11 protein-coding genes, 1 tRNA gene and 3 rRNA genes are annotated in these 23,780 nt (G+C 70.6%); 13 read left to right on the top strand and 2 right to left on the bottom strand.

Going from position 1 to position 23,780, the window contains the following annotated elements:
• Positions 1–101 precede the first annotated feature (101 nt).
• From DMP17_RS19545 to DMP17_RS19535, 3 genes are read left to right on the top strand one after another with little or no spacing between them, the layout of a single operon-like run.
• Positions 102–947 (top strand): serine/threonine-protein kinase, encoded by an 846-nt coding sequence (locus tag DMP17_RS19545; protein WP_226366090.1) that lies wholly within the window; start codon positions 102–104, stop codon positions 945–947.
• A gap of 9 nt (positions 948–956) precedes the next feature.
• Positions 957–1,529, top strand: a complete 573-nt coding sequence (locus DMP17_RS19540) for a hemerythrin domain-containing protein (RefSeq protein WP_226355676.1) — start codon at positions 957–959, stop codon at positions 1,527–1,529.
• A 2-nt stretch (positions 1,530–1,531) separates the two neighbouring features.
• Positions 1,532–2,353: a family 1 encapsulin nanocompartment shell protein gene (locus DMP17_RS19535; RefSeq protein ID WP_226355677.1), complete on the top strand. Its 822-nt coding sequence runs from the start codon at positions 1,532–1,534 to the stop codon at positions 2,351–2,353.
• A 66-nt stretch (positions 2,354–2,419) separates the two neighbouring features.
• Here the strand turns inward: DMP17_RS19535 and DMP17_RS19530 are convergent.
• Positions 2,420–2,493, bottom strand: a tRNA-Arg gene (locus tag DMP17_RS19530).
• Positions 2,494–2,685: 192 nt separating this feature from the next.
• Here DMP17_RS19530 and DMP17_RS19525 point away from each other — a divergent pair.
• The gene (locus DMP17_RS19525; protein ID WP_226355678.1) at positions 2,686–3,489 is read left to right on the top strand and encodes a PP2C family protein-serine/threonine phosphatase; all 804 of its coding nucleotides are present in this window, start codon (positions 2,686–2,688) and stop codon (positions 3,487–3,489) included.
• A 3-nt stretch (positions 3,490–3,492) separates the two neighbouring features.
• Here DMP17_RS19525 and DMP17_RS19520 read toward each other — a convergent pair whose 3' ends face one another.
• Positions 3,493–4,116 (bottom strand): class I SAM-dependent methyltransferase, encoded by a 624-nt coding sequence (locus DMP17_RS19520; protein WP_226366088.1) that lies wholly within the window; start codon positions 4,114–4,116, stop codon positions 3,493–3,495.
• 734 nt (positions 4,117–4,850) lie between these two features.
• Here DMP17_RS19520 and DMP17_RS19515 point away from each other — a divergent pair.
• From DMP17_RS19515 to DMP17_RS19475, 9 genes are all read left to right on the top strand, one after another.
• Positions 4,851–6,370 (top strand): 16S ribosomal RNA (locus DMP17_RS19515).
• A gap of 327 nt (positions 6,371–6,697) precedes the next feature.
• Positions 6,698–9,798: ribosomal RNA gene (locus tag DMP17_RS19510) — 23S ribosomal RNA — on the top strand.
• Positions 9,799–9,939: 141 nt separating this feature from the next.
• Positions 9,940–10,056, top strand: a 5S ribosomal RNA gene (gene rrf, locus DMP17_RS19505).
• The 16S, 23S and 5S rRNA genes sit together here, the layout of an rRNA operon.
• A gap of 1,022 nt (positions 10,057–11,078) precedes the next feature.
• The gene (locus DMP17_RS19500) at positions 11,079–11,621 is read left to right on the top strand and encodes a single-stranded DNA-binding protein (protein ID WP_226355680.1); all 543 of its coding nucleotides are present in this window, start codon (positions 11,079–11,081) and stop codon (positions 11,619–11,621) included.
• A gap of 24 nt (positions 11,622–11,645) precedes the next feature.
• A complete protein-coding gene (gene ettA / locus DMP17_RS19495) occupies positions 11,646–13,322 on the top strand; it encodes an energy-dependent translational throttle protein EttA (RefSeq protein WP_226355681.1) in 1,677 nt (558 codons plus the stop codon).
• A 104-nt stretch (positions 13,323–13,426) separates the two neighbouring features.
• The gene (locus DMP17_RS19490; protein WP_337830249.1) at positions 13,427–17,734 is read left to right on the top strand and encodes a hypothetical protein; all 4,308 of its coding nucleotides are present in this window, start codon (positions 13,427–13,429) and stop codon (positions 17,732–17,734) included.
• Between the two features lie 57 nt (positions 17,735–17,791).
• Positions 17,792–22,693 carry an NAD-glutamate dehydrogenase gene (locus tag DMP17_RS19485; RefSeq protein WP_443217896.1) on the top strand — a complete coding sequence of 1,634 codons (4,902 nt, stop codon included), beginning with the start codon at positions 17,792–17,794 and terminating at the stop codon, positions 22,691–22,693.
• A 9-nt stretch (positions 22,694–22,702) separates the two neighbouring features.
• On the top strand, positions 22,703–23,128 hold the full coding sequence (locus DMP17_RS19480) for an acyl-CoA thioesterase (RefSeq protein ID WP_226366018.1): 426 nt from the start codon (positions 22,703–22,705) through the stop codon (positions 23,126–23,128).
• Positions 23,125–23,769 carry a hypothetical protein gene (locus DMP17_RS19475; RefSeq protein ID WP_337830247.1) on the top strand — a complete coding sequence of 215 codons (645 nt, stop codon included), beginning with the start codon at positions 23,125–23,127 and terminating at the stop codon, positions 23,767–23,769. Before DMP17_RS19480 ends, DMP17_RS19475 begins: the two co-directional genes overlap by 4 nt.
• Positions 23,770–23,780 lie beyond the last annotated feature (11 nt).

Raw genomic sequence — 23,780 nt, 5'->3', positions numbered from 1 at the left:
ATGGCCTCATCGGGTCGTTTACGGGTGCCCGTGAGAGTGATCGACGGGCTCCGGTCTGGACACGTGCACAGGTGTCGACGGCACCGTCTGTCATGGCAGTGATGCGTTCTCCGGTCCCGGAGACCGACGTGATCGCCGGCCGCTACATCCTGGCGACCCATGTCGGTATCGGGTCGACGGCGACGGTGTACCGGGCGTGGGACCCGCACGAGGACCGGGTGGTCGCGGTCAAGCTGTTCCTCGACCGCTGCGACGCCGGTGGCGTGGACCGGCAGTGCCGCGAGCTGCGGACCATGGCGCACCTGGACCACCCGGGCCTGGTGCGGCTGCTGGGCGGGGGAGTCGACCGCGGCCGACCCTTCCTGGTGTCCGAGCTCGTCGAGGGGGAGACACTCGCGGCCCGGCTGGCCCGTGGCCCGCTGCCGGTCGAGCGGGTCGTCGGGATCGGCGCCGACATCGCGTCGGGTCTCGCGCACCTGCACGCCCGTGGGGTGGTGCACCGCGACGTGAAGCCCGCCAACATCCTGCTCTGTTCCGACACCGGCCGGGCGCGGCTCACCGACTTCGGCATCGCCCGCGTGCTGGGCCACTCCGTGCTGACCCGGACCGACGCCGTCCTGGGCACCGCGGCCTACCTCGCGCCCGAGCAGGTCGCCGGTGAGACCGTCGGGCCCGCCGCGGACGTGCACGCACTCGGCCTTGTCCTGCTCGAGGCGCTCACCGGGGAACGGGAGTACCCGGGGACCACGGTGGAGTCCGCCGTCGCCCGGCTGCACCGGCCACCGCGCGTCCCGGAGGAGCTGCCGGCCCGGCTGCGGCGGACGCTGTCCGACGCGACCCGCCGGCACCCGGAGGAGCGGCCGGCCGCCGCCGACCTCGCCCTCCGCCTCCGGCACCCCCGACGACCGCCGGATCTTCGGCGAGACGGCGGCCCCGGACCGTCGTAGCCTGCGCGGGTGCCGGACATCACCACCTTGATCCTCGACGACCACGCCTGGTTCCGTCGACAGTTCGCCGCGCTGGACGAGCTCCAGGCCCGCGACTCCGATCCCCGTGAGCTCGCCGGCCTCTGGGAGCCGCTCGCCGCGCGCCTCGACGTGCACGCCCTCGCCGAGGAGAAGATCTTCTACCCGCAGCTCCTCGCGCACGGGGAGGACCCGGAGGACGAGACGCTCGACGCCATCGGGGACCACAACGAGATCCGCGACGGCGTCGCGCAGGCCGAGCGCAGCCCGGTCGGCAGCGGCCAGTGGTGGGAGGGGGTGTGGGCCGCCCGCCGCGCCAACGACGAGCACATGGGCGAGGAGGAGAACGAGGGCCTCGCCAACTTCCGCCTGAACGCCACCACCGGCCTGCGCGAGTCGCTCGGCCGGCAGTTCGCCGAGTTCCTCGACGCCCACCCCACCACCGCGGGCCTCGACAACTCCGACAAGGACCCCGAGGGCTACGTCGAGGAGGTCCAGGCCGAGATCGACCCGTCCGACCCGACCCGTGACGGGCTCGGCATCGGCAGTCTGAAGGGGAAGTAGACATGGCCGTGCACGACCACCTCCTGCGGGAGAAGGCACCCATCCCCACGACCGCCTGGAAGGCCGTCGACGACGAGGCGCGTGAGCGCCTGACCCCGCTCCTGGCCGGGCGCCGCCTCGCGGACTGGACCGGGACCGCGGGCTGGCAGACGTCGTCGGTCGACCTCGGTCGCTCGCAGCGGCTCGACGGGCCGCCGCCGGGCGTCGCCGTCGACGGCATCACGGCCCGCCTGCGCCGGGTGCAGCCGCTCGCCGAGTTCCGGGTCCCGTTCACGGTGTCCCGCGACGAGATCGACGACCTGCAGCGCGGCGCGCAGGACCCGGAGTTCGACGACCTCGCCCGCGCCGCCCGTGCGGCCGCCGCGATCGAGAACCGCGCGATCTTCCACGGCTGGCCGGAGGCCGGCTTCGAGGGAATCGCGGACGTCTCGCCCTACGACACCGTGGCCCTGGGCGACAACCCCGAGACCTACCCCGGCGCCGTCGCCCGCGCGGTGGACCAGCTGCGCCGCAACGGCATCGAGGGCCCCTACGCGATGGCGATCGCGCCCGAGGGCTACACCCGCATCGTGGAGACCGCCGAGCACGGCGGCTACCCGCTGTTCGAGCACCTGAGCCGGATCCTCGGCGGGCAGATCCTGCGCGCCCACGGCCTCGACGGTGCCGTGGTCGTCAGCCAGCGCGGCGGGGACTTCCTGCTCGACGTCGGCCAGGACCTGGCGATCGGCTACTCCGACCACGACGCCCGCGAGGTGCACCTCTACCTGGAGGAGAGCTTCACCTTCCGCGCCGTCGAGCCGGACGCGAGCGTGCGCCTGCGCTGACCCGCGGACCCGCCACCGGCCGTGCCCCGTCGTGATCCGGCGGGGCACGGTCGTGTGCGGAAAGTGTGCCCCCGGCAGGACTCGAACCTGCGACCTAGAGATTAGAAGGCTCTTGCTCTATCCAGCTGAGCTACGAGGGCCGGCCGCCCCGGACCTCGTCCGGTGCGCTCCCACCGTAGCGAGGAGGGCAAGCGATCACGGCCGCGGCACCGCCGTCAGGAACCACCCGATCCGGCCCGTGTGCTGGGCGGAGTGCCATCCGACCGGTTGAAGCACACGCCGAACGGGCCTCGCCTGCGACGCTGACGGACCGTGACGTCCATACTGTCCCCATGGTGCTGGGACTGCGATCCGCGCTCGGGTCGGATGTGGGCCGTCGCCGGACGTCGAACCAGGACTCCGGAGCGACGACCGGCCGACTGCTGATCGTGGCCGACGGGATGGGCGGTCACGCCCACGGCGAGATCGCGAGTGCGACGACGGTGTCGGTGTTCACCGAGCTGGAGGCCCGCCTCCCGCAGGACCTCACCGACATCGATCTCGCCGCCGAGCTGACCGAGGCGCTCAACGACGCCACGGACCGGCTGGCCCGCCGCGCCGCGGACGAGCCGGAGATGCGGGGGATGGGCACGACCGTCGTCTCGCTGCTCCTCACCGGCGACCAGCTCGCGCTCGCCCACATCGGCGACTCGCGCATCTACCTGCTGCGGGGTGGCGAGCTGAGCCGTCTCACCCACGACCACACGATGGTCCAGCAGCTCGTCGACCAGGGCCAGATCACCCTCGAGGAGGCGGCGCACCACCCGCGCCGATCCGTCCTGATGCGTGCGCTGAGCACCGACCACGCGCCGGACCCGGACCTCGACCGTGTCGACATCCTTGCCGGGGACCGCTACCTGCTCTGCTCGGACGGCGTCACCGCGGTGCTCGACGACGAGGCCCTGCACCGCGAGCTCGCCTCCGGCGCCGAGCCGGACCAGGTCGTCACCCAGCTCATCGCGCTCGCCAACGAGGGCGGCGGGCCCGACAACATCACCGCGATCGTCGCCGACGTCGTGGAAATCGACGACGTCGACGGCCCGGGTCAGGACCTGCGGATCGCCGGGGCCGTCGCCGAGATCGCCACCGCGGACTGACCCTCAGCGCCGGGCCACCACCCGGCGCAGCCGCACCGTGCGGACCGCCGAACGGTGCGCCGCGAGGTCCGCCCGGGCCCGCTCCGGCAGATCGGGCGGGTAGACGCCGGCCGCGCACAGCTCGTCCGCCCCGTCCGACGGTTCGACCCCGTCGAGGGTGAAGTCGAGACGGTCGTCGGCGAGCACGGCGAAGTCCGCGGCGGCCGCGAGCCACTCCGGGTGCTCGACGGCCGACCGGTGCCGCCATGCGTCACGCACCGCCTTCCGCAGCGCGCCCCCACCCCAGCCGAACGACCGGGGCGCCGGCACCAGGACCGAGATGAGCCCGTGCGGGGCGAGTACCCGCCGCAGCTCCGCGAACAGACCGTCGATGTCCCGTAGGTGGGGGAGCAGCATCGGGACGGCGACCCGGTCCACCGACCGCGTCCGCAGCGGGAGCGCCACGGGCGACGCCGTGATCCACAGGGGCTCACTGTTCCCCGCCTCCACCACCAGCCGCCCGGCGACGACGGTCGCCCGGACCCGACTCGTCGCACCCGGGGTTCGGCACCAGGCCGCTGCGGTGAGCTCCGCTCCGGCACGCAGCCGGTGCAGGACGGGCGGGAGGACGTCTCCGTCGGGCTGCACGCGCCGAGTCTCGCGTGCCAACGGACGGCTCCCACGGGGCACCACGACGAACGGCCACCCGCGGACGACGATCGTGATCACCCGCCCCGGCCGGTCCCCGTCGAGGACGAGCTCCCGCCTGCCGACCGCTCGTCGCGACCGGACGCCACGACGGACGGTCGAAAAAAATCTTGAAATTAGTTGGCGGGCAGGAGGGCGCGGGACGAACGACGGGTGGAGCGCTGGTTCCGGCCCCCGTCGCGAGCTTCGACTTGCGCGATCGGCGCTGGTCAACCAATATCCGGAGTGAGCTCGTCAGGGCGACCGTTCGTCGCTCGACAGGGTCGGGCTCGACCGTGGTGCTGTGCGGCCCGGAGACGGGTTTCCCCAGGTCAGCACGGGTTTCCGACCCCGGTTTGACGTGCCCGAATGCCATGCCGTAACTTTCTTCCTGTCAGCGAGTGAGCCGGACAGACCGGGCCCTGAGAGGCTCGGTCAACAGGCCCCGCGGACAGCGACCCCCGGTGGTTCACCGAGTTTCTCGGTGTGGTTATCTTTGTGGGTCAAGGCGATCCGCCTTCAGGATCCCGTTCTTCTTGGAGAGTCCGGGTGATTGCGGTGCGGGTGTCTTTTGAGAACTCAACAGTGTGTCGAGCTATTTATTCGGTTTGGCGTTTTGTGCCAGATTGTTTGTTTGGTTGCAGCATTCGATCCCGTCGGGTGTTGTGGCCAGTTGTTTGTTGCAAGTCAGGGTTTTGTTGGAGAGTTTGATCCTGGCTCAGGACGAACGCTGGCGGCGTGCTTAACACATGCAAGTCGAGCGGTAAGGCCCTTTCGGGGGTACACGAGCGGCGAACGGGTGAGTAACACGTGGGTGACCTGCCCTCCACTCTGGGATAAGCCTGGGAAACTGGGTCTAATACCGGATAGGACCACTGATCGCATGGTTGGTGGTGGAAAGTTTTTTCGGTGGGGGATGGGCCCGCGGCCTATCAGCTTGTTGGTGGGGTGATGGCCTACCAAGGCGGTGACGGGTAGCCGGCCTGAGAGGGCGACCGGCCACACTGGGACTGAGACACGGCCCAGACTCCTACGGGAGGCAGCAGTGGGGAATATTGCGCAATGGGCGGAAGCCTGACGCAGCGACGCCGCGTGGGGGATGACGGCCTTCGGGTTGTAAACCTCTTTCGCCAGGGACGAAGAGCAATTGACGGTACCTGGAGAAGAAGCACCGGCCAACTACGTGCCAGCAGCCGCGGTAACACGTAGGGTGCGAGCGTTGTCCGGAATTATTGGGCGTAAAGAGCTCGTAGGCGGTGTGTCGCGTCGGCCGTGAAAACTTGGGGCTTAACTCTGAGCGTGCGGTCGATACGGGCATCACTTGAGTTCGGCAGGGGAGACTGGAATTCCTGGTGTAGCGGTGAAATGCGCAGATATCAGGAGGAACACCGGTGGCGAAGGCGGGTCTCTGGGCCGATACTGACGCTGAGGAGCGAAAGCGTGGGGAGCGAACAGGATTAGATACCCTGGTAGTCCACGCCGTAAACGTTGGGCGCTAGGTGTGGGGACCATTCCACGGTTTCTGTGCCGCAGCTAACGCATTAAGCGCCCCGCCTGGGGAGTACGGCCGCAAGGCTAAAACTCAAAGGAATTGACGGGGGCCCGCACAAGCGGCGGAGCATGTGGATTAATTCGATGCAACGCGAAGAACCTTACCTGGGTTTGACATGCACCAGACATCCCTAGAGATAGGGCTTCCCTTGTGGTTGGTGTGCAGGTGGTGCATGGCTGTCGTCAGCTCGTGTCGTGAGATGTTGGGTTAAGTCCCGCAACGAGCGCAACCCTTGTTCCATGTTGCCAGCACGTAATGGTGGGGACTCATGGGAGACTGCCGGGGTCAACTCGGAGGAAGGTGGGGATGACGTCAAGTCATCATGCCCCTTATGTCCAGGGCTTCACACATGCTACAATGGCTCATACAGAGGGCTGCGAGACCGTGAGGTGGAGCGAATCCCTTAAAGTGAGTCTCAGTTCGGATCGGGGTCTGCAACTCGACCCCGTGAAGTTGGAGTCGCTAGTAATCGCAGATCAGCAACGCTGCGGTGAATACGTTCCCGGGCCTTGTACACACCGCCCGTCACGTCACGAAAGTTGGTAACACCCGAAGCCGGCGGCCCAACCCTTGTGGAGGGAGCTGTCGAAGGTGGGACTGGCGATTGGGACGAAGTCGTAACAAGGTAGCCGTACCGGAAGGTGCGGCTGGATCACCTCCTTTCTAAGGAGTCCCATCATGTGATGGGGCACCACACGCTCGTAAGTGAGTTGTGCTCATTTTGGGTGTCTGTGGTTCCTTCATTGAATCGCATCAGCGGCCCCGTTCGTGGGTTGGGTGCGTTGGGTGGAACGCAGCACGTCGGACCGTTTGGCTTGGCACACTGTTGGGTCCTGAGAAGACATCTGCGGTTCTTCGGAACGGTGGTTCTTCTTTGGCCGCTCTGGTCGGGGGCTTCCTAACGCCTGCTTGTGTGTGGGTGGTGGTTGTTTCTTGGTCGGGTGTGGTTGTGGGTTGAGTGTTGCATAGTGGATGCGAGCATCTTGTTGTGGTCAAGTTGTTAAGAGCACATGGTGGATGCCTGGGCATCAGGAGCCGATGAAGGACGTGGGAGGCCGCGATAGGCCTCGGGGAGCTGTCAACCGAGCTGTGATCCGAGGGTGTCCGAATGGGGAAACCCAGCGCCCGTCATGGGGCGTTACCCGTACCTGAATTCATAGGGTGCGTGGAGGGAACGTGGGGAAGTGAAACATCTCAGTACCCACAGGAAGAGAAAACAATAGTGATTCCGTGAGTAGTGGCGAGCGAAAGCGGAAGAGGCTAAACCGTGTCCGTGTCAAGCCGGCAGGCGTTGCGGGTGCGGGGTTGTGAGACGTGTCGTTCATCTTCTGCCGAGGATGGGACAGCAAGAGCCTGTGTTAGCGGAACGACTCTGGGATGGTCGGCCGTAGTGGGTGATAGCCCCGTACGCGAAAACACTGGGTTCTGTTGTGGGCGTGTTCTCGAGTAGCAGCGAGCCCGTGAAATTCGCTGTGAATCTGGCGGGACCACCCGTCAAGCCTAAATACTACCTGATGACCGATAGCGGACAAGTACCGTGAGGGAAAGGTGAAAAGTACCCCGGGAGGGGAGTGAAATAGTACCTGAAACCGTGTGCTTACAAGCCGTCAGAGCCTGCAGTGCTTTTGTGGTACAGGGTGATGGCGTGCCTTTTGAAGAATGAGCCTGCGAGTTATGCTTCGTGGCGAGGTTAACCTGTGTGGGGTAGCCGTAGCGAAAGCGAGTCCGAATAGGGCGCTGTAGTCGCGGGGTGTAGACCCGAAGCGGAGTGATCTACCCATGGCCAGGGTGAAGCGTCGGTAAGACGTCGTGGAGGCCCGAACCCACCAGGGTTGAAAACCTGGGGGATGAGCTGTGGGTAGGGGTGAAAGGCCAATCAAACTTCGTGATAGCTGGTTCTCCCCGAAATGCATTTAGGTGCAGCGTCGTGTGTTTCTCACCGGAGGTAGAGCACTGGATGGCCTAGGGGGCCGACAAGCTTACCGAAGTCAGCCAAACTCCGAATGCCGGTGAGTGAGAGCGCGGCAGTGAGACTGCGGGGGATAAGCTTCGTGGTCGAGAGGGAAACAGCCCAGATCACCGGCTAAGGCCCCTAAGCGTGCGCTAAGTGGGAAAGGATGTGGGATCGCCCGGACAACCAGGAGGTTGGCTTAGAAGCAGCCACCCTTGAAAGAGTGCGTAATAGCTCACTGGTCAAGTGGTCCTGCGCCGACAATGTAGCGGGGCTCAAGCGCACCGCCGAAGCCGTGGCAATGACACTTATGGTGTTGTTGGGTAGGGGAGCGTCCTGCATCTGGTGAAGCCCGGGAGTGATTTACGGGTGGAGGGTGTGGGAGTGAGAATGCAGGCATGAGTAGCGAATGCAGAGTGAGAATCTCTGCCGCCGGATGACCAAGGGTTCCTGGGCCAGGTTGTTCCGCCCAGGGTGAGCCGGGACCTAAGGCGAGGCCGTCAGGCGTAGTCGATGGACAACGGGTTGATATTCCCGTGCTCGTGACAGTGCGTCCATGCTGAATCTGGTGATGCTAACCATCCGAACCCACCTCGGCTCCTTCGGGAGTTGTGTTTGTGGGGGAGCGTGGGATCCGATCTGGTAGTAGGCAAGTGATGGGGTGACGCAGGAGGGTAGCTCCGCCACGCGGTGGTTGTCGTGGTGTAAGCCTGTAGCCCGAGTCCTAGGTAAATCCGGGGCTCATCAAAGGGTGAGAGGTGATGCGTAGCCGATTGAGGCGAAGAGGGTGATCCCATGCTGTCGAGAAAAGCCTCTAGCGAGTGCTGTTGCGGCCCGTACCCCAAACCGACACAGGTGGTCAGGTAGAGAATACCGAGGCGATCGAGCGAACTGTGGTTAAGGAATTCGGCAAAATACCTCCGTAACTTCGGGAGAAGGAGGGCCGGTTGTCTTGAGGCTCCTTGCGGGCTAGGGACGGCCGGTCGCAGAGACCAGGCCCAAGCGACTGTTTACTAAAAACACAGGTCCGTGCGAAGTCGCAAGACGATGTATACGGACTGACGCCTGCCCGGTGCTGGAACGTTAAGAGGACCTGTTAGCTCCTTTGGGGGCGAAGCGGAGAATTTAAGCGCCAGTAAACGGCGGTGGTAACTATAACCATCCTAAGGTAGCGAAATTCCTTGTCGGGTAAGTTCCGACCTGCACGAATGGCGTAACGACTTGGGCGCTGTCTCGACCACAGACTCGGCGAAATTGCACTACGAGTAAAGATGCTCGTTACGCGCGGCAGGACGGAAAGACCCCGGGACCTTTACTATAGCTTGGTATTGGTGCTCGGTTCGGCTTGTGTAGGATAGGTGGGAGACTGTGAAATCGCCACGCCAGTGGTGGTGGAGTCGTTGTTGAAATACCACTCTGGTCGAATTGGGTGTCTCAACCTCGGGCCATGATCTGGTTCAGGGACAGTGCCTGGTGGGTAGTTTAACTGGGGCGGTTGCCTCCCAAAGAGTAACGGAGGCGCCCAAAGGTTCCCTCAGCCTGGTTGGCAATCAGGTGTTGAGTGTAAGTGCACAAGGGAGCTTGACTGTGAGACTGACGGGTCGAGCAGGGACGAAAGTCGGGACTAGTGATCCGGCACCACCTTGTGGAAGGGGTGTCGCTCAACGGATAAAAGGTACCCCGGGGATAACAGGCTGATCTTGCCCAAGAGTCCATATCGACGGCATGGTTTGGCACCTCGATGTCGGCTCGTCGCATCCTGGGGCTGGAGTAGGTCCCAAGGGTTGGGCTGTTCGCCCATTAAAGCGGTACGCGAGCTGGGTTTAGAACGTCGTGAGACAGTTCGGTCCCTATCCGCCGCGCGCGTTGGAGACTTGAGGAAGGCTGTCCCTAGTACGAGAGGACCGGGACGGACGAACCTCTGGTGTGCCAGTTGTCCCGCCAGGGGCACGGCTGGTTGGCTATGTTCGGGAGGGATAACCGCTGAAGGCATCTAAGCGGGAAGCCTGTTCCAAGATGAGGTCTCCCACCACCTTCGAGTGGGTAAGGCTCCCAGTAGATGACTGGGTTGATAGGCCGGAGATGGAAGCCCTGTGAGGGGTGGAGTTGACCGGTACTAATAGGCCGAGGGCTTGCCACAACGAGTTGTTCGCATCCACTGTGTGACCCTGAGTCCACAACCATCCACATCCCCTGGTTGACACCGGGGGTTGTGGGGTGGTGTGTGTGCTCGACCCCTGCCCCTAGGTTTTTGGGGGTGGGGTGATAGTTGGATAGTGTTGTCGGTGGTCATTGCGGTAGGGAAACGCCCGGTCCCATTCCGAACCCGGTAGCTAAGCCTTCCAGCGCCGATGGTACTGCACTCGCCAGGGTGTGGGAGAGTAGGTCGTCGCCGACATTCAACTTCATGGGATCTGCCCCGGACTTTCGAGTCCGGGGCATTTCTCATTTCCGGACCCTTTTTCGCTCCGCTGCGTTATGCCGGTCCGGGGCGGGATCGGTGCATCCGTTCCCGGGCCCTGGCACGGGTCCTCCGGGGCCGGGGGTCGAGGCGCGTGCTCCCTCGTGGAGTCGCACCCGGTCCCGCACCACCGGTGGGCCGGCGCGCCTCGCACGCTTTCCTGCGACCTCGCACCCTCTGCAGGGGCTGCGAGGTCGCAGGAACGTGTGCGACGTGCGGTGCCCGGTGCGGCGTGCGCGAAGGCTCCGTTGTAGGAGCGCGGTATCGGTGACTCGTTCCGCCGAGGGAGCTCCTCCGCCGGCGAGAGCGGACACGGTGCCGACGAGCGGGGTCGTGCCGTCTGCTCTCAGTCGCAGAGCGTGCGAGGTCGACGAAGGCTGTGCGAGGCGGCACAGGGTGGCCCGGAGAGCGCTGTGTGCGCCGCGGGGCCCGTCGGCCGATGCCGGGCACGTCCGTCGGGTGCGGTGCGCGGCTCGTGGCGGCCACACGGCTCCGCCACCGGGGCGGCCGCCGCCCGCGTCCGTGACGTCCACGGTCGGCGGCCTGCGACGAATCGTGTCGGGGCACGCCGCTGAGCGTCGGAGGCTCGATGCTGTGCGATCGAGAGTCCGCGTCCGGTGCGAGAGGGAGCAGGAGGCGTCGGGCGGGCGATGGTGTCCGCTCCGATCAGGCGGCGGGGTCCCCAGGGCCCGTGTCTCCGGTCGGCAGGGGATAGATGACGTGACGGCGGGATCCGTGCGGCCGCGGTGTCACCGCCCCGGGATGCCGGCTACGGGGATGGACATGTCCGGGTGGGGGGAAGCACACCGGACCGACAGTCGTCGTGGCCGAAGCGGGTCGGGACGGCCGGTCATCCCCAACGGGCACGGTTGTCCACAGGCTCTGACGTGACCCCGTCGACGGGGCGTGGGCGGGTGAAGCTCATGGGGACAACGCACCCCAGAGCCTCGGAGGATCCGATGAGCGACAACACCGCCACCATCGTCGGCAACCTGACCCGCACCCCCGTCCTGCGCTACACCGCGAACAGCATCCCGGTCACGGACCTGACGGTCGCGGTCAACCACCGTCGCAAGGACCCGATGACCGAGCAGTGGCACGACGTCGCGTGCACCTACTACACGGTGACGTGCTGGCGGACCCTGGCCGAGCACGCGGTGCGGACGTTCGAGAAGGGGCACCGCGTCATCGTCATCGGCCGGATGTACGTCGAGGAGTGGACGGGCCGGGAGGGCGACGTGCGGCAGAGCATCCGGATCGAGCCGTCCAGCGTCGGGCTCGACATCCGCTTCTCCCCGGCGGCCGTCGCGCCCCGGCCGTCGGTGTCACAGGGGCCGTCGGTGCCGCAGGCCCGGGGCACCGACGACGCCGCCATGCGATGGGGCACCCCGCCCACCGAAGAGCCGGACCACGACGGGTACGACGACGCCCCGGACGAGGTCGAGAGTGCGGAGCTCGACGAGCTCGCGAGGCTGGCGACCGCACCGGCCTCGAGCGGCTGAGCGGGCCCGATCTACCATCGCATCGTGGCGGATCTGATTTACACGATGCGGAACGTGCGTAAGGCGCACGGCGACAAGGTCATCCTGGAGAACGCGTCGATCAGCTTCCTGCCGGGGGCGAAGATCGGCGTCGTGGGCCCCAACGGCGCCGGGAAGTCGACCGTCCTCAAGATCATGGCAGGGCTGGAGAACGCGAACAACGGCGACGCCTTCCTCAAGCCCGGGGCGACGGTCGGCATCCTCCAGCAGGAGCCCCCGCTCAACGAGGAGAAGACCGTCCTCGGGAACGTCGAGGAGGGCCTCGGCGACGTGAAGGTCAAGCTCGACCGGTACAACGCGATCGCCGAGGAGATGGCGACCAACTACACCGACGAGCTGATGGAGGAGATGGGCCAGCTCCAGGAGGAGCTCGACCACGCCGACGCGTGGGAGATCGACTCCCAGCTCGAGCAGGCGATGGACGCACTGCGTTGCCCGCCCGGGGACGCCGAGGTCACCCACCTCTCCGGTGGTGAGCGCCGGCGCGTCGCGCTGTGCAAGCTTCTGCTGTCCCAGCCCGATCTGCTCCTGCTCGACGAGCCCACCAACCACCTCGACGCCGAGAGCGTCCTGTGGCTCGAGCAGTTCCTCGCGAGCTACCCGGGCGCCGTCCTCGCGGTCACCCACGACCGGTACTTCCTGGACAACGTCGCAGGCTGGATCCTCGAGCTCGACCGCGGACGCACCTTCCCCTACGAGGGCAACTACTCCACCTACCTGGAGAAGAAGGGCGAGCGCCTCGCCGTCCAGGGCAAGAAGGACCAGAAGCTCCAGAAGCGCCTGAAGGAGGAGCTGGCCTGGGTCCGCTCCAACCCGAAGGCCCGCCAGGCGAAGAGCCGCTCGCGGCTCGACCGCTACGAGGAGATGGCGACCGAGGCCGAGCGGCACAAGAAGCTCGACTTCGAGGAGATCCAGATTCCGCCGGGCCCGCGCCTGGGCAGCCAGGTCGTCGAGGTCTCCCACCTCGACAAGGGCTTCGACGGCCGCCAGCTGATCAAGGACCTCTCCTTCACGCTGCCGCGCAACGGCATCGTCGGCGTGATCGGTCCGAACGGTGTCGGTAAGACGACGCTGTTCAAGACGATCGTCGGTCTGGAGCACCCGGACTCCGGCGAGGTCAAGATCGGCGACACGGTCAAGCTGTCGTACGTCGACCAGAACCGCGGCGGGATCGACCCGAAGAAGACCGTCTTCGAGGTGGTCTCCGACGGGCTCGACTACATCCAGGTCGGCAACACCGAGATGCCGTCGCGCGCCTACGTCGCGGCGTTCGGCTTCAAGGGCCCGGACCAGCAGAAGCCGGCCGGGGTCCTGTCCGGTGGTGAGCGCAACCGCCTCAACCTGGCGCTGACGCTCAAGCAGGGCGGCAACCTGATCCTGCTCGACGAGCCGACGAACGACCTGGACGTCGAGACCCTCGGTTCGCTGGAGAACGCGCTCGAGCAGTTCCCCGGCTGCGCCGTGGTCATCTCCCACGACCGCTGGTTCCTCGACCGGACCTGCACGCACATCCTGGCGTGGGAGGGCACGGACGAGAACCCGGCCGAGTGGTTCTGGTTCGAGGGCAACTTCGAGGCGTACGAGAAGAACAAGGTGGAGCGCCTCGGCGCGGAGGCGGCGCGACCGCACCGGGTCACCCACCGTAAGCTCACCCGCGACTGATCACCGCCCGGTCCGGACCTCCCCATCCGGTCGGGCCGGCCCCGGCGACGGGTGACCGGCTCCCTCGGGAGGTCCGGACGGTGGTGTCACTCAGGGGAGGCGATGTGACGTTCGACCTGGGAGGTCGGGCCGCCGGCGCGACGACGGCCGAACTGCGCACGGCGGCGGCCCTGCGCTGGCAGCGGCCCCTGCTCACCGCGGAACTGGCGGAGCAGGCGTGCGCGCGAGCCGTCGCAGAAGGTGACGATCTGCGCTGGCTGCAGGCCGCGGGCTGGCTGCTCGACGGCCACGCCGCGGGTGGGGACGCCCGCGACGTCGCCACCGCCGTCGTCGCCGGGGTGACCGGTCATGTCAACCCGGGTGACAGCACGGTCCCCGTGCCCCTCCGCGCGCCCGGCACCGAGGTCCTCACCCGTCCCGAGGGCGCCCGTCTGCGGGTGGAGCTGGCCGGGGTCGCCCAGGCCGACGGGGAGCTCGAGGCGGCTCGGGCACTCGTCGTCGGACTGCCGGACGACGCCCCGGGGGAGGACCAGGGGCTGCTGCGCCTCGACCGGCTCGCGGTCGAGGTGCGCTGCGCACTCGCCGGCGCCTCCGCCGCCGAGCTCGAACGGCTGCGCAGCGACGTCGACGCCTGCGGGTCCGGCTTCGGTGGCGAACCCGCGGCGTACGCGGACCTCGTCGTCGGGTCGGTGCACCGGGCCCGGCGCGAACACGACGCCGCCGTGGACCGCGCGCTGCGCGGCCTGGCCCAGCTCGGATGGACACCGGAACGGCCCGGGTCCCGCCCGCTGTCGACCCACCTCGCCGCGGCACTGCTCAGCCAGTGGATCACTGCGCTGCTCGACTCCGGGCACGTCCCGCCCGACGCGGTCGCCGCGGCCGCCGTGCAGCGCGACGCCGGGGACGCCGGTCGTCAGGGCGTGCTGCTGCGGCTCACGCTCGCCCGGGTGCAGGCGGGGCGCGCGGACCACGCAGCCCGCGCCCTGGTCGAGGCCGCCGACGGCGCCGAACAGGCGGGCGTTTCCGCGCTGGTTGCAGCCTGCCGAACCGCCCAGTCCGAGCTGCACGAGGGCTCGGGCAGGTACCGCGAGGCCCTCGAGACGATGCGGGCCGCGATGGAGGCCGACCAGGTCGATCGCGACCGCGGGACGCGCTTCCGCGCCGCGGTGGCGGCGTTACTGCCGCTCGCCGCCGTCCGCACCAGCACCGCCGAGCGACCCACCCCGTTCCCGCGCACGGGCGGAGCGCCGGCCGTACCCGCCGAGCGTCCGGCTGCGACCGGAGGCGCCGTCGCCGGTGCTCCGACGGGCGGGCCCGGTGTCGGTACCCGGGACAGCGTCGGTCGCGGTACGCCGGAACCGGGGTTCGCCGCGTCCCGCTCCGGCGGTGCGGAGTCGTCCTCCGGCGGGGACCAGCGAGGCGGAGACGACCCTCCCGCCCGGACGCCCGTCGAGGAACGCACGGTCGGTGCCGGGACCGACCGCCCCGCCGGAACCGGCCACACCGAGCCCGAGCACGATCGCCCGACCGACGATCGGCCACGGGCCGACCGGTCCTCCGCCACGGTGAGCAGGGACGGTCGCGGAGCCGGAGCCGGAGCCGGAGCCGGAGCCGGAGCCGGAGCCGGGGACGGGGACGACGGCGCCACGGGAGCCGGGGCCACGAACGGCCGTCCGGCGAACGACCTCCCCGCGGCCGGACGCTTCCCGGTGCGCTGGGCGCCGTCGGAGAGCCTGCTCTTGGGCCCCGGCACGACGAACGGTGCCGCAACCGCCGACCCGTCGCCCGCCGACCGCACCGTGGAGCGGTCCACCGGCGCGAACCGGAACGGTCACCGTCCCGGCGAGGCCGGCCTCACGACGGATGCGTCGTCGGCGACCGGTACGCCGGGCACGACCCACACCACAGGGACCACCGGTACGTCGGACACGACGGGCGCCGCAGGATCGTTTGACCGGGCGTCGGACGACACGACGGACACCGGAGGTCGACGACCCGCGGGCATCGACCCCGCCGACCCGCTGGGCGTCTCCGGGCTCCTCGCGGACGGGCCGGCACCAATGGCACCCCGGGACCCGTCGTGGACCGGGCCGTCGTGGACCCCCGACGCGGCAGGCGGTTCGCCGCTCGCCGACGCCCTCCTGGCCGAGTGGCGCGCCCCCGAGCCGCCTGCGGCCACGCACCGCAACGGGTCCCACGGCCCGGCTGACGTCGTTCCGCGGAACGGAGCGCGGCACGACGGGGCCCACCGGTCCGGCGACGGCGACGGGGCCGACCCGGCAGCCGGGCCAGGCCCCGTCGACGGTCACCGGAACGGGGCTCCCGCTCCGGAGCCGGCCGTCGCCGCCGAGCGGGCTGCGAATGAGCCGGCCGTCGAGGCCGAGCGGGCTGTGGACGAGCCGGCCGTCGTCGCCGAGCGGGCTGCGGGCGAGTCGACCCTCGCCGAGGCCGACCCGAGGTCCGGTCGGGCGAGCGCGCGCGCCGCGGCCCGTGTCCCGGACAGCGGCCCGGCAGCGGCACCGACCGCCCCCGCGGCCCCGACGGGTCCACCCGGTCCGGCGGAGCGGTCGATCGTCCTCGACCTCGTCGACGGCGACCTCGAGACCGTCACCGGTACGGCGGCGGTGGGGGCCCTGCACGACGTGGTCACCCGGGCCCGCCGGTTGGTTCCGCCGTCCGGGACCACACGTCGCGACGACGACACGGTGCGGGTCACCCTGCCCGACGTCGACCACGTCACCGTCCTGCTCTGGGCACGGTCGCTCGCGACGCACCTCGGCGGTCGCGTGCGCCGGGGCGGGCTGCCGGCGGGGACGTCCCTGCGGATGCAGGCCGTCGGACCGCACGGTGTCGAGGGCGACGAGATCGTCACCGAGCTGACCGGGCCGGACACGCCGGCGCCCCTCCCTGAGGCGCCCTCGGCCCGGGTCGGTGGGCACTCCGGCGCCGCGCAGACCGGGGACGCGGGGTCGGGTGCCGGTGAGCCGTCGGCCGCCCCGGAGCCGGTCGCGGGGCCGGCGCTGGCGACGCCGCTGGACCTGTCCGGCGAGCGCGCGGCCCGGGGCGGGCGGCGACGGGCCGCCGGCGACGGGACGGCGTCGTTGAGCGCCGTCGGTCTCACCGTGCGGCCCGGGAGCGGCGGGCGGCGGCGCTCCGACGGAGCCGTCCGGGACCCGGCGGCCCACGACCGGACCGTCCGGAGCCCGGCCGCCCGCGACTCCGGTGCCCGGGATCGTGGCCCCGGACACCTCGCCGAGCCGCACCCCTCCGCCCGCGAGGAGGCCCGAGACGGGGCCCGCGGCGCTGCGGGCGGCGACCCCACCGGACCGGCGAGCGATGAGCGGGCGCAGGTGTGGGGCGGTTCCGCCCCGGCGGACCCCATGTCGGTGCCGGACCCGTTGGACACCCGGTTCGCGCTGCCCCCGGAGCCGGATCGGCGCCTCGCCGAGGCGGTCCGGGCCCACCTCGACCTCCTCGGGCCGGACGGCGCCGCCTCCCGCTACGACGGCCCGGCCCGTGAACGTTCCGGGCTGCCGGTGCGGTGGTCCGGGGTCGACGACGGAGCGGGGGAGTCCGCGCTGCCGCGTCGTCGTGGGCGGGACACCACCCCACCGGCCGATGACGGACACGGCGGGACCGCCGGTCTGTTCGACGGGGGCGGGACCACGTCCGCCCGGGTCGCCGGCCACCGTGCGTCCGGCGAGCCCGACGGCAGTGGCGTGGGCGCGGGGACCTGGACGTTGCGTACCGCGACCGGACCGACCGTGGTGCGGGGCGCAGCGGCCGTCTTCGCCCCGACGCCCGGCGATGCTGCCGCGACCGGCGATGCTGCCGCGACTGGCGATGCTGCCGCGACCGGCGACGCTGCCGCGACCGGCGACGCTGCCGCGACCGGCGACGCTGCCGCGCGCGGTGACGCTTTCGCGCGCGGTGACGCTGCCGCGAGCGGCGACGACGAACCGGCGACCGGGGCCGTCCACACTCCGACGACGGACGTACGACCCGGCGGGAACCGACCCGGCGGGAACCGACCGGACGCAGGCGGACGCCGGACGCCGGGCGCCGGTCCCGCGACCCGACGGGCCCGCTCCCGCCGAGCGGTCCCCGCGGACGGATCGGTGCCGTCGGACGCCGCGGACCGGGAGGACGGCCCGGCCACGAGGGACGAGCCGTCGACCGGGCCCCCGCGCGACGACGCACCTACCCCGGCCGGAACGCGGGACGGCGCGTCACCCGTGACGACCGGACGGCAGGACAGCGCTGCCGACGCCCCCGGGACGACGTCGTCACCGGCCGACGGCACACCGGGCGCCCCGGCCACGCCGGCCCCGTCCGACCCCGCCGGCATCCCCGAGGACATGGGCCTCGCCGATCTCCTCGCCGGGGCCCTCGCGGCCTACCGCGAGATCTGACCGGCCGCCGGGAACCGCTCGCCCGGTCGTCGCGGACGCGGCCGTCCCGGTCCGCCGATGGTGTCGGTACCTCGGGATAGGGTGACGGCCGTCAGCACACGCACGGGGCCGGAGTGGATCGTGAGCAGCGGGACGACGGGGCAGACCGGGAACACCACGAGCACCGACGGGCCGGGCGGTGATCCCCGCCCCGGGAGCGGTGCCGCCGCGGACCTCGTCCGTCTCTACGCCCGGCACACCCCCGAGACCGACGCGACCGGCGGCGCGGAGCTGCCCGGGCCGGCGACCGTCGTCGACACCCATCTCGCGCTCGGTGCGCACCGCGAACCCGGCCGGGCCGCCGTCCGGGTGGCCGCCGCCGGGGGAGACGCGGTGACGGTCGACATCGTCACCGACGACATGCCCTACATCGTCGAGTCGGCGCTCGCCGGGATCGGCCGGGCCGGCGGCACCGCGCGGCGCGTCGTGCACCCGATCCTGGTCGTGCACCGCGCCGCCGACGGCACGCTGACCGGCGTCGACACCGCCGCCGACCCGACCGACCCCACCGAGGGGGCCTCGGTCGAGTCGTGGATGCACGTCGACGTCGTGTCCTCCGGGGATCTCGACCCCGACGCGCTGCACGCCGAGCTGGAGCACACGCTCGCCGCGGTCCGGCAGGTCGTCGACGACACCGCCGCGATGACCCTGCGCGCCCGCGCCCTCGCCGACGACCTCTCCGGCACCGGTGCCGCCACGGCCGCCGACGCCGACGAGGGGGACGTGCACCCGGCCGAGGTCGCGGACCTGCTGCGCTGGCTGGTCGACGACCACTTCGTCTTCGTCGGCTACCGCCACTACTCCCGGCGCACCGACAGCGGGGGCGACCCGGACGGGCGGCTGCGGCCCGACACCGACACCGGTCTCGGCGTGCTGCGCCCCGGCGACGCCGGCGCGAACGTCTTCCTCCCCGAGGAGACCGGCGCCGCCGACCCCGCGGGCCTGCTCCTGTTCACCCGCGCCAGCGAGCGCAGCCGGGTGCTGCGCGCGGTGCACCCGTACTACGTGGGTGTCCGCACCCGCGACGCCGACGGGACCGTCACCGGCGAGCACCGCTTCCTCGGGATGCTGACCGTCCCGGCCCGGCACGAGTCGGTCCTGGACATCCCGGTCGTCGCCCGCCGCATCCGTGGCGCCATCCGGCGCGCGGGCTTCCCGGCCGACTCCTACTCCGGGCAGCAGATGCTCGAGGTGTTCTCCCAGCTGCCGCGCGCGGAGCTGTTCACCTCGTCGCAGGAGCGGCTGCACGACACCGCCGTCGGCGTACTGGAGGCGGGCGCCCGCCGCGCGGTGCGGCTGTTCGTGCACCCCGACCCCTACCGCCGCTTCCTGTCCTGCCTGGTCTACCTGCCGCGTGACCGCTACACGACCGCGACCCGGCTGCGGATCACCGACATCCTGCGCACCCGGCTCGGCGGCACCGACGTCAGCTACACCGCCCAGGTCGGCGACGTCGAGCTGGCGCTGCTGCACCTGACGATCACCACCGACCCCGGCGCCGAGCCGGCCACGGTGGACCTGGCCGAGCTGCAGGACCACGTCGCCGAGGCGACCCGGACCTGGGACGACCTGCTCGTCGCCGCGCTCGGCGACGCCGGGCCCGCCGCCCGGCCGATGCTGGCCGGAGTCCCCGAGTCCTACAAGGCGACGGTGACCCCGCTGCGCGCCGTCGAGGACCTGCGGCGGCTGATGACGCTGGGGGAGAAGGGCGAGGACGCGTTCGACCTGCGGCTGTACCGCAGCATCGAGGGCGACATCCGGTTCGCGCTCTACGTCGGCGACGACCCGGTCACCCTCACCGGTGTGCTGCCGCTGCTGCAGCAGCTCGACGTCGAGGTCGTCGACGAGCGGCCCTACGAGTTCCGCCGCCCCGACGGCCGTCGCTGCTGGCTCTACGACTTCGGGCTCCGGCCCCCGCAGCCCGCCGGTGCCCCCGCGGTCCCCACTGTCACCGTCGAGGACGCCGGTCGTCGCTTCGAGGAGGCGTTCGCCGCGGCCTGGCGGGGCGACGCCGAGTCCGACCGGTTCTCCGCGCTCGTCCTGCGGGCCGGTCTGCACTGGCGCGAGGCCGCCGTCCTGCGGGCCTACAGCCGCTACACCCGCCAGCTCGGCGGGCTGTTCACCCTGCAGTACACGGCCGGCGTCCTGGTCGCGCACCCGCAGGTCGCGCAGGGTCTGATCACCCTGTTCCGGGCCCGGTTCGACCCGGCCACCACCGACGCCGACGAGCGCGAGGCCGCCCACCAGCGGGCCCTGGAGAACGTCACCACCCTGATCGACCAGGTCTCCGGTCTCGACGCCGACCGCATCCTGCGAGGCCTGCTCGCGGTCATCGAGGCGACGCTGCGGACCAACTGGTTCCGGGGCCGCCCGTTCTTCTCCTTCAAGCTGGACCCGGCCGCCGTGCCGGACATGCCGCTGCCCCGCCCGCGGTTCGAGATCTTCGTGTACTCGCCCGCGGTGGAGGGCGTGCACCTGCGGTTCGGCCCGGTCGCCCGCGGCGGTCTGCGCTTCTCCGACCGCCAGCAGGACTACCGCACCGAGGTGCTCGGCCTGGTGAAGGCCCAGGCGGTGAAGAACGCCGTCATCGTCCCGGTCGGGGCGAAGGGCGGGTTCGTCGTGCGCAGGCCCGGACCGGCGCCCGAGCACGTCCGCGACTGCTACCGGACCTTCATCTCCGGGCTGCTCGACATCACCGACAACCTGCTGACCCACGCCGACGGCGCCACCGAGACGCTGCCGCCCACCGACGTGGTGCGTCACGACGGCGACGACTCCTACCTCGTCGTCGCCGCGGACAAGGGCACCGCCACGTTCTCCGACCTGGCCAACTCCGTCGCCGAGTCCTACGGCTTCTGGCTGGGCGACGCGTTCGCCTCCGGCGGCTCGGTCGGCTACGACCACAAGGCCATGGGCATCACCGCCCGCGGCGCGTGGGAGTCGGTCAAGCGGCACTTCCGCGAGCTGGGCGTCGACACCCAGCGCGAGGAGTTCACCGTCGTCGGCGTCGGCGACATGTCCGGCGACGTGTTCGGCAACGGGATGCTGCTGTCGGAGCACATCCGGCTCGTCGCCGCGTTCGACCACCGGCACGTGTTCGTCGACCCGACCCCGGACGCCGCGACCTCCTACGCCGAGCGTCGCAGGCTCTTCGAGCTGCCCCGCAGCTCGTGGGCCGACTACGACACCTCCCTGATCAGCGCCGGTGGCGGGGTGTGGCCGCGGACGGCGAAGAAGGTGCCGGTCGGGCCGGAGATCCGGGCCGCGCTCGGGCTGGCCGACACGGTCACCGCGATGTCCCCGCCCGAGCTGATCCACGCGATCCTGCTCGCCCCCGCCGACCTGCTGTGGAACGGCGGCATCGGCACCTACGTCAAGGCGTCCGGCGAGACCGACGGCGAGGTGGGGGACAAGGCCAACGACGCCATCCGGGTCGACGGCCGCGCACTGCGGGTGCGCGTCGTCGGGGAGGGCGGCAACCTCGGGCTCACCCAGCGCGGGCGGATCGAGTTCGCCCGCCTCGGCGGCCCGGACGGCGCCGGCGGCCGGGTCAATACCGACGCCATCGACAACTCCGCGGGCGTCGACTGCTCCGACCACGAGGTCAACATCAAGATCCTGCTGGACCGCCCGGTCGCGGACGGCTCCCTGGACCGCGACGCCCGCAACGAGCTGCTCGCGTCGATGACCGACGAGGTGTCCGCCCTCGTGCTCGCCGACAACGTCGCGCAGAACGAGGTGCTCGGCGTCGCGCGCGCCCACGCCCCGGGCATGGTCGGCGTGCACGCCCGGATGGTCACCGACCTCGCCGGGCGCACCGGGCTCGACCGCACGCTGGAGGTCCTGCCCGACGAGGCGGGGTTCGCCCGCCTGGCCGCCGACGGTCTCGGCCTCACCGGCCCCGAGTTGGCGACGTTGCTCGCCCACACCAAGCTCGACCTGACCCACCGGCTGCTGCAGACCGACCTGCCCGACCTGCCGGCGTTCGCGCCGACGCTGCCCGGCTACTTCCCGCACCCGCTGCGGGAGCGCTTCGACCACGCCGTGCGCAACCACCCGCTGCGTCGCGAGATCATCGGGACGTCGCTGGTCAACGACATGGTCGACGGCGCCGGGATCAGTTACGCATTCCGGCTGGGCGAGGAGATCTCCGCGGGCCCCGACGACGTGCTGCGCGCCTACACCGTCACCACCCGCGTGTTCGGGCTGCCTGCGCTCTGGGAGGCCGTCCGCCGGGCCGAGGTCCCCGTCCCGATCGCCGACGCGGTGGTGCTGGAGTCGCGGCGGCTGCTCGACCGGGTGTCGCGCTGGTTCCTGACCAACCGGCCGCAGCCGCTCGCCGTCGGCGCGGAGGTCAACCGGTTCGCCGGCCCCATCGCGGAGCTGCGGGCCCGGCTGCCCGAGCTGCTGCAGGGCCGCGAGCTCGACGCGGTGCAGGAACGTGCCGCGGAGCTGCGCGCCTGCGGGGTGCCCGAGGAGATGGTGGAGTCGGCCGCGCTGTCGCTCTACGCCTACGGGCTGCTCGACGTCGTCGAGCTGGTGGAGCTGTCCGACCGCGAGGCCGAGCCGCGGCCCGGCGCCGAGGTGGCCCGCCTGTACTACGCGCTGTCCGAGCACCTCGGCGTCGACCAGGCGCTGACCGCGGTGTCCCGGCTCGACCGCGGGGACCGCTGGCACGCGCTGGCGCGGCTCGCACTGCGTGACGACCTCTACGGGTCGCTGCGCTCGATCACCCTCGACGCGCTGCGCGAGACCCCGCCCGGCACGGGTGTCGACGACGCGATCGCCGCCTGGGAGCAGGCGAACTCCTCGAAGCTCGCGCGCGCCCGCAGTGCGCTGGAGGAGATCGGGGCGTCGGCGTCGCTGGACCTCGCGACCCTGTCGGTGATCTCGCGTCAGCTGCGCGGACTGGCCCGGTAGGAGCTCCCCGTGACCGCCTTCGTCGCCGAGGTCCCGCTGCGCTGGACCGACCAGGACGCCTACCGGCACGTCAACCACGCCCGGATAGTCACGCTCATCGAGGAGGCCCGCGTCGCGCTGGCCTTCACCGCCGCCGGGCGGGAGGGGCTCGCCGGGTTCTCCTCCGGGCTGCTCGTCGCCGGGCTGCACGTGGAGTACAAGCGGCAGCTGCCGTGGCGGCCCGAGCCGCTGCGGTGTGCGATCACCGTGCGGGAGCTGCGGGCCGCGTCGTTCGTCCTCGACTACGCCCTGCACGACGGGCCCGGCGCGGACGACCCGGTCGCGGTCACCGCCTGGACCCGGATGGCCCTCTACGACCTCGAGGCGGACCGGGTCCGCCGGCTCACCGCCGACGAGCGGGACTTCCTCAAGCGCCACCTGGGAGACGTGTCGTGACCCTGCGACTGGCGGACGCGACCGAGCGCGACGACCTCGGCGCGTTCACCGCGCGCGTCGCCCGGCTCGACCAGACCGCCGCGATCCGGCTCACCGCCGGTGCCGGCCGGGTCACCGCGTGGGCCCGCACCCCGTTCGACGTGCTCGTGACCCGGTCGGTGGCCGGGGAGCTCGACCCGGCACTGCCGGTCACCGCGCAGGCGTCGACGCTGCTGACGGCGCTGGCCGTCGACCGCTCCGCCGCGGTCGACCCCGGCCGGCCCGCGCCGTGGCTCGACGAGCTCCCGCCCGACGACGGCTGGTCCCGGGTCGACGACGTCCCCGCCGCGGAGCTCGACGAGCTCGCCGACCGGGGGCTGGCACTGGCCCGGGAGCACGCGGGCCCGATGGGACCGCCGGCGTCGCTGCTGGACCAGACGGTGCTGACGGTGTCCCCGCCGGACGCGGGCCGCCCGGTGACCGTGCCGATGCGGGTGCTGTTCGCGATGTCCGGGATGGGGTTCCTCGGCTCGGCGCCGCAGGAGACCGACGGTCCGCGGGTACGGGTGTCCGCGTCGGGGTCGTGGATGCGGCTCGACGCCCGGTACGGGGCGGTGGTGAAGCGGCGCGTGGTGTCGCTGCCGCTGTCGGTCGCGCGCTGACGGACCGGGCC

Source organism: Pseudonocardia sp. TMWB2A (assembly GCF_017312135.1).
This window is presented reverse-complemented; position numbering and strand designations above follow the sequence as displayed.

Bases quoted from the DNA above. Each gene is read 5' to 3' on its own strand.
- DMP17_RS19545 (WP_226366090.1), top strand. From the start codon at position 102: ATGCGTTCTCCGGTCCCGGAGACCGACGTGATCGCCGGCCGCTACATC.
- DMP17_RS19535 (WP_226355677.1), top strand. From the start codon at position 1,532: ATGGCCGTGCACGACCACCTCCTGCGGGAGAAGGCACCCATCCCCACG.
- DMP17_RS19525 (WP_226355678.1), top strand. From the start codon at position 2,686: ATGGTGCTGGGACTGCGATCCGCGCTCGGGTCGGATGTGGGCCGTCGC.
- DMP17_RS19500 (WP_226355680.1), top strand. From the start codon at position 11,079: ATGAGCGACAACACCGCCACCATCGTCGGCAACCTGACCCGCACCCCC.
- DMP17_RS19485 (WP_443217896.1), top strand. From the start codon at position 17,792: ATGGTGTCGGTACCTCGGGATAGGGTGACGGCCGTCAGCACACGCACG.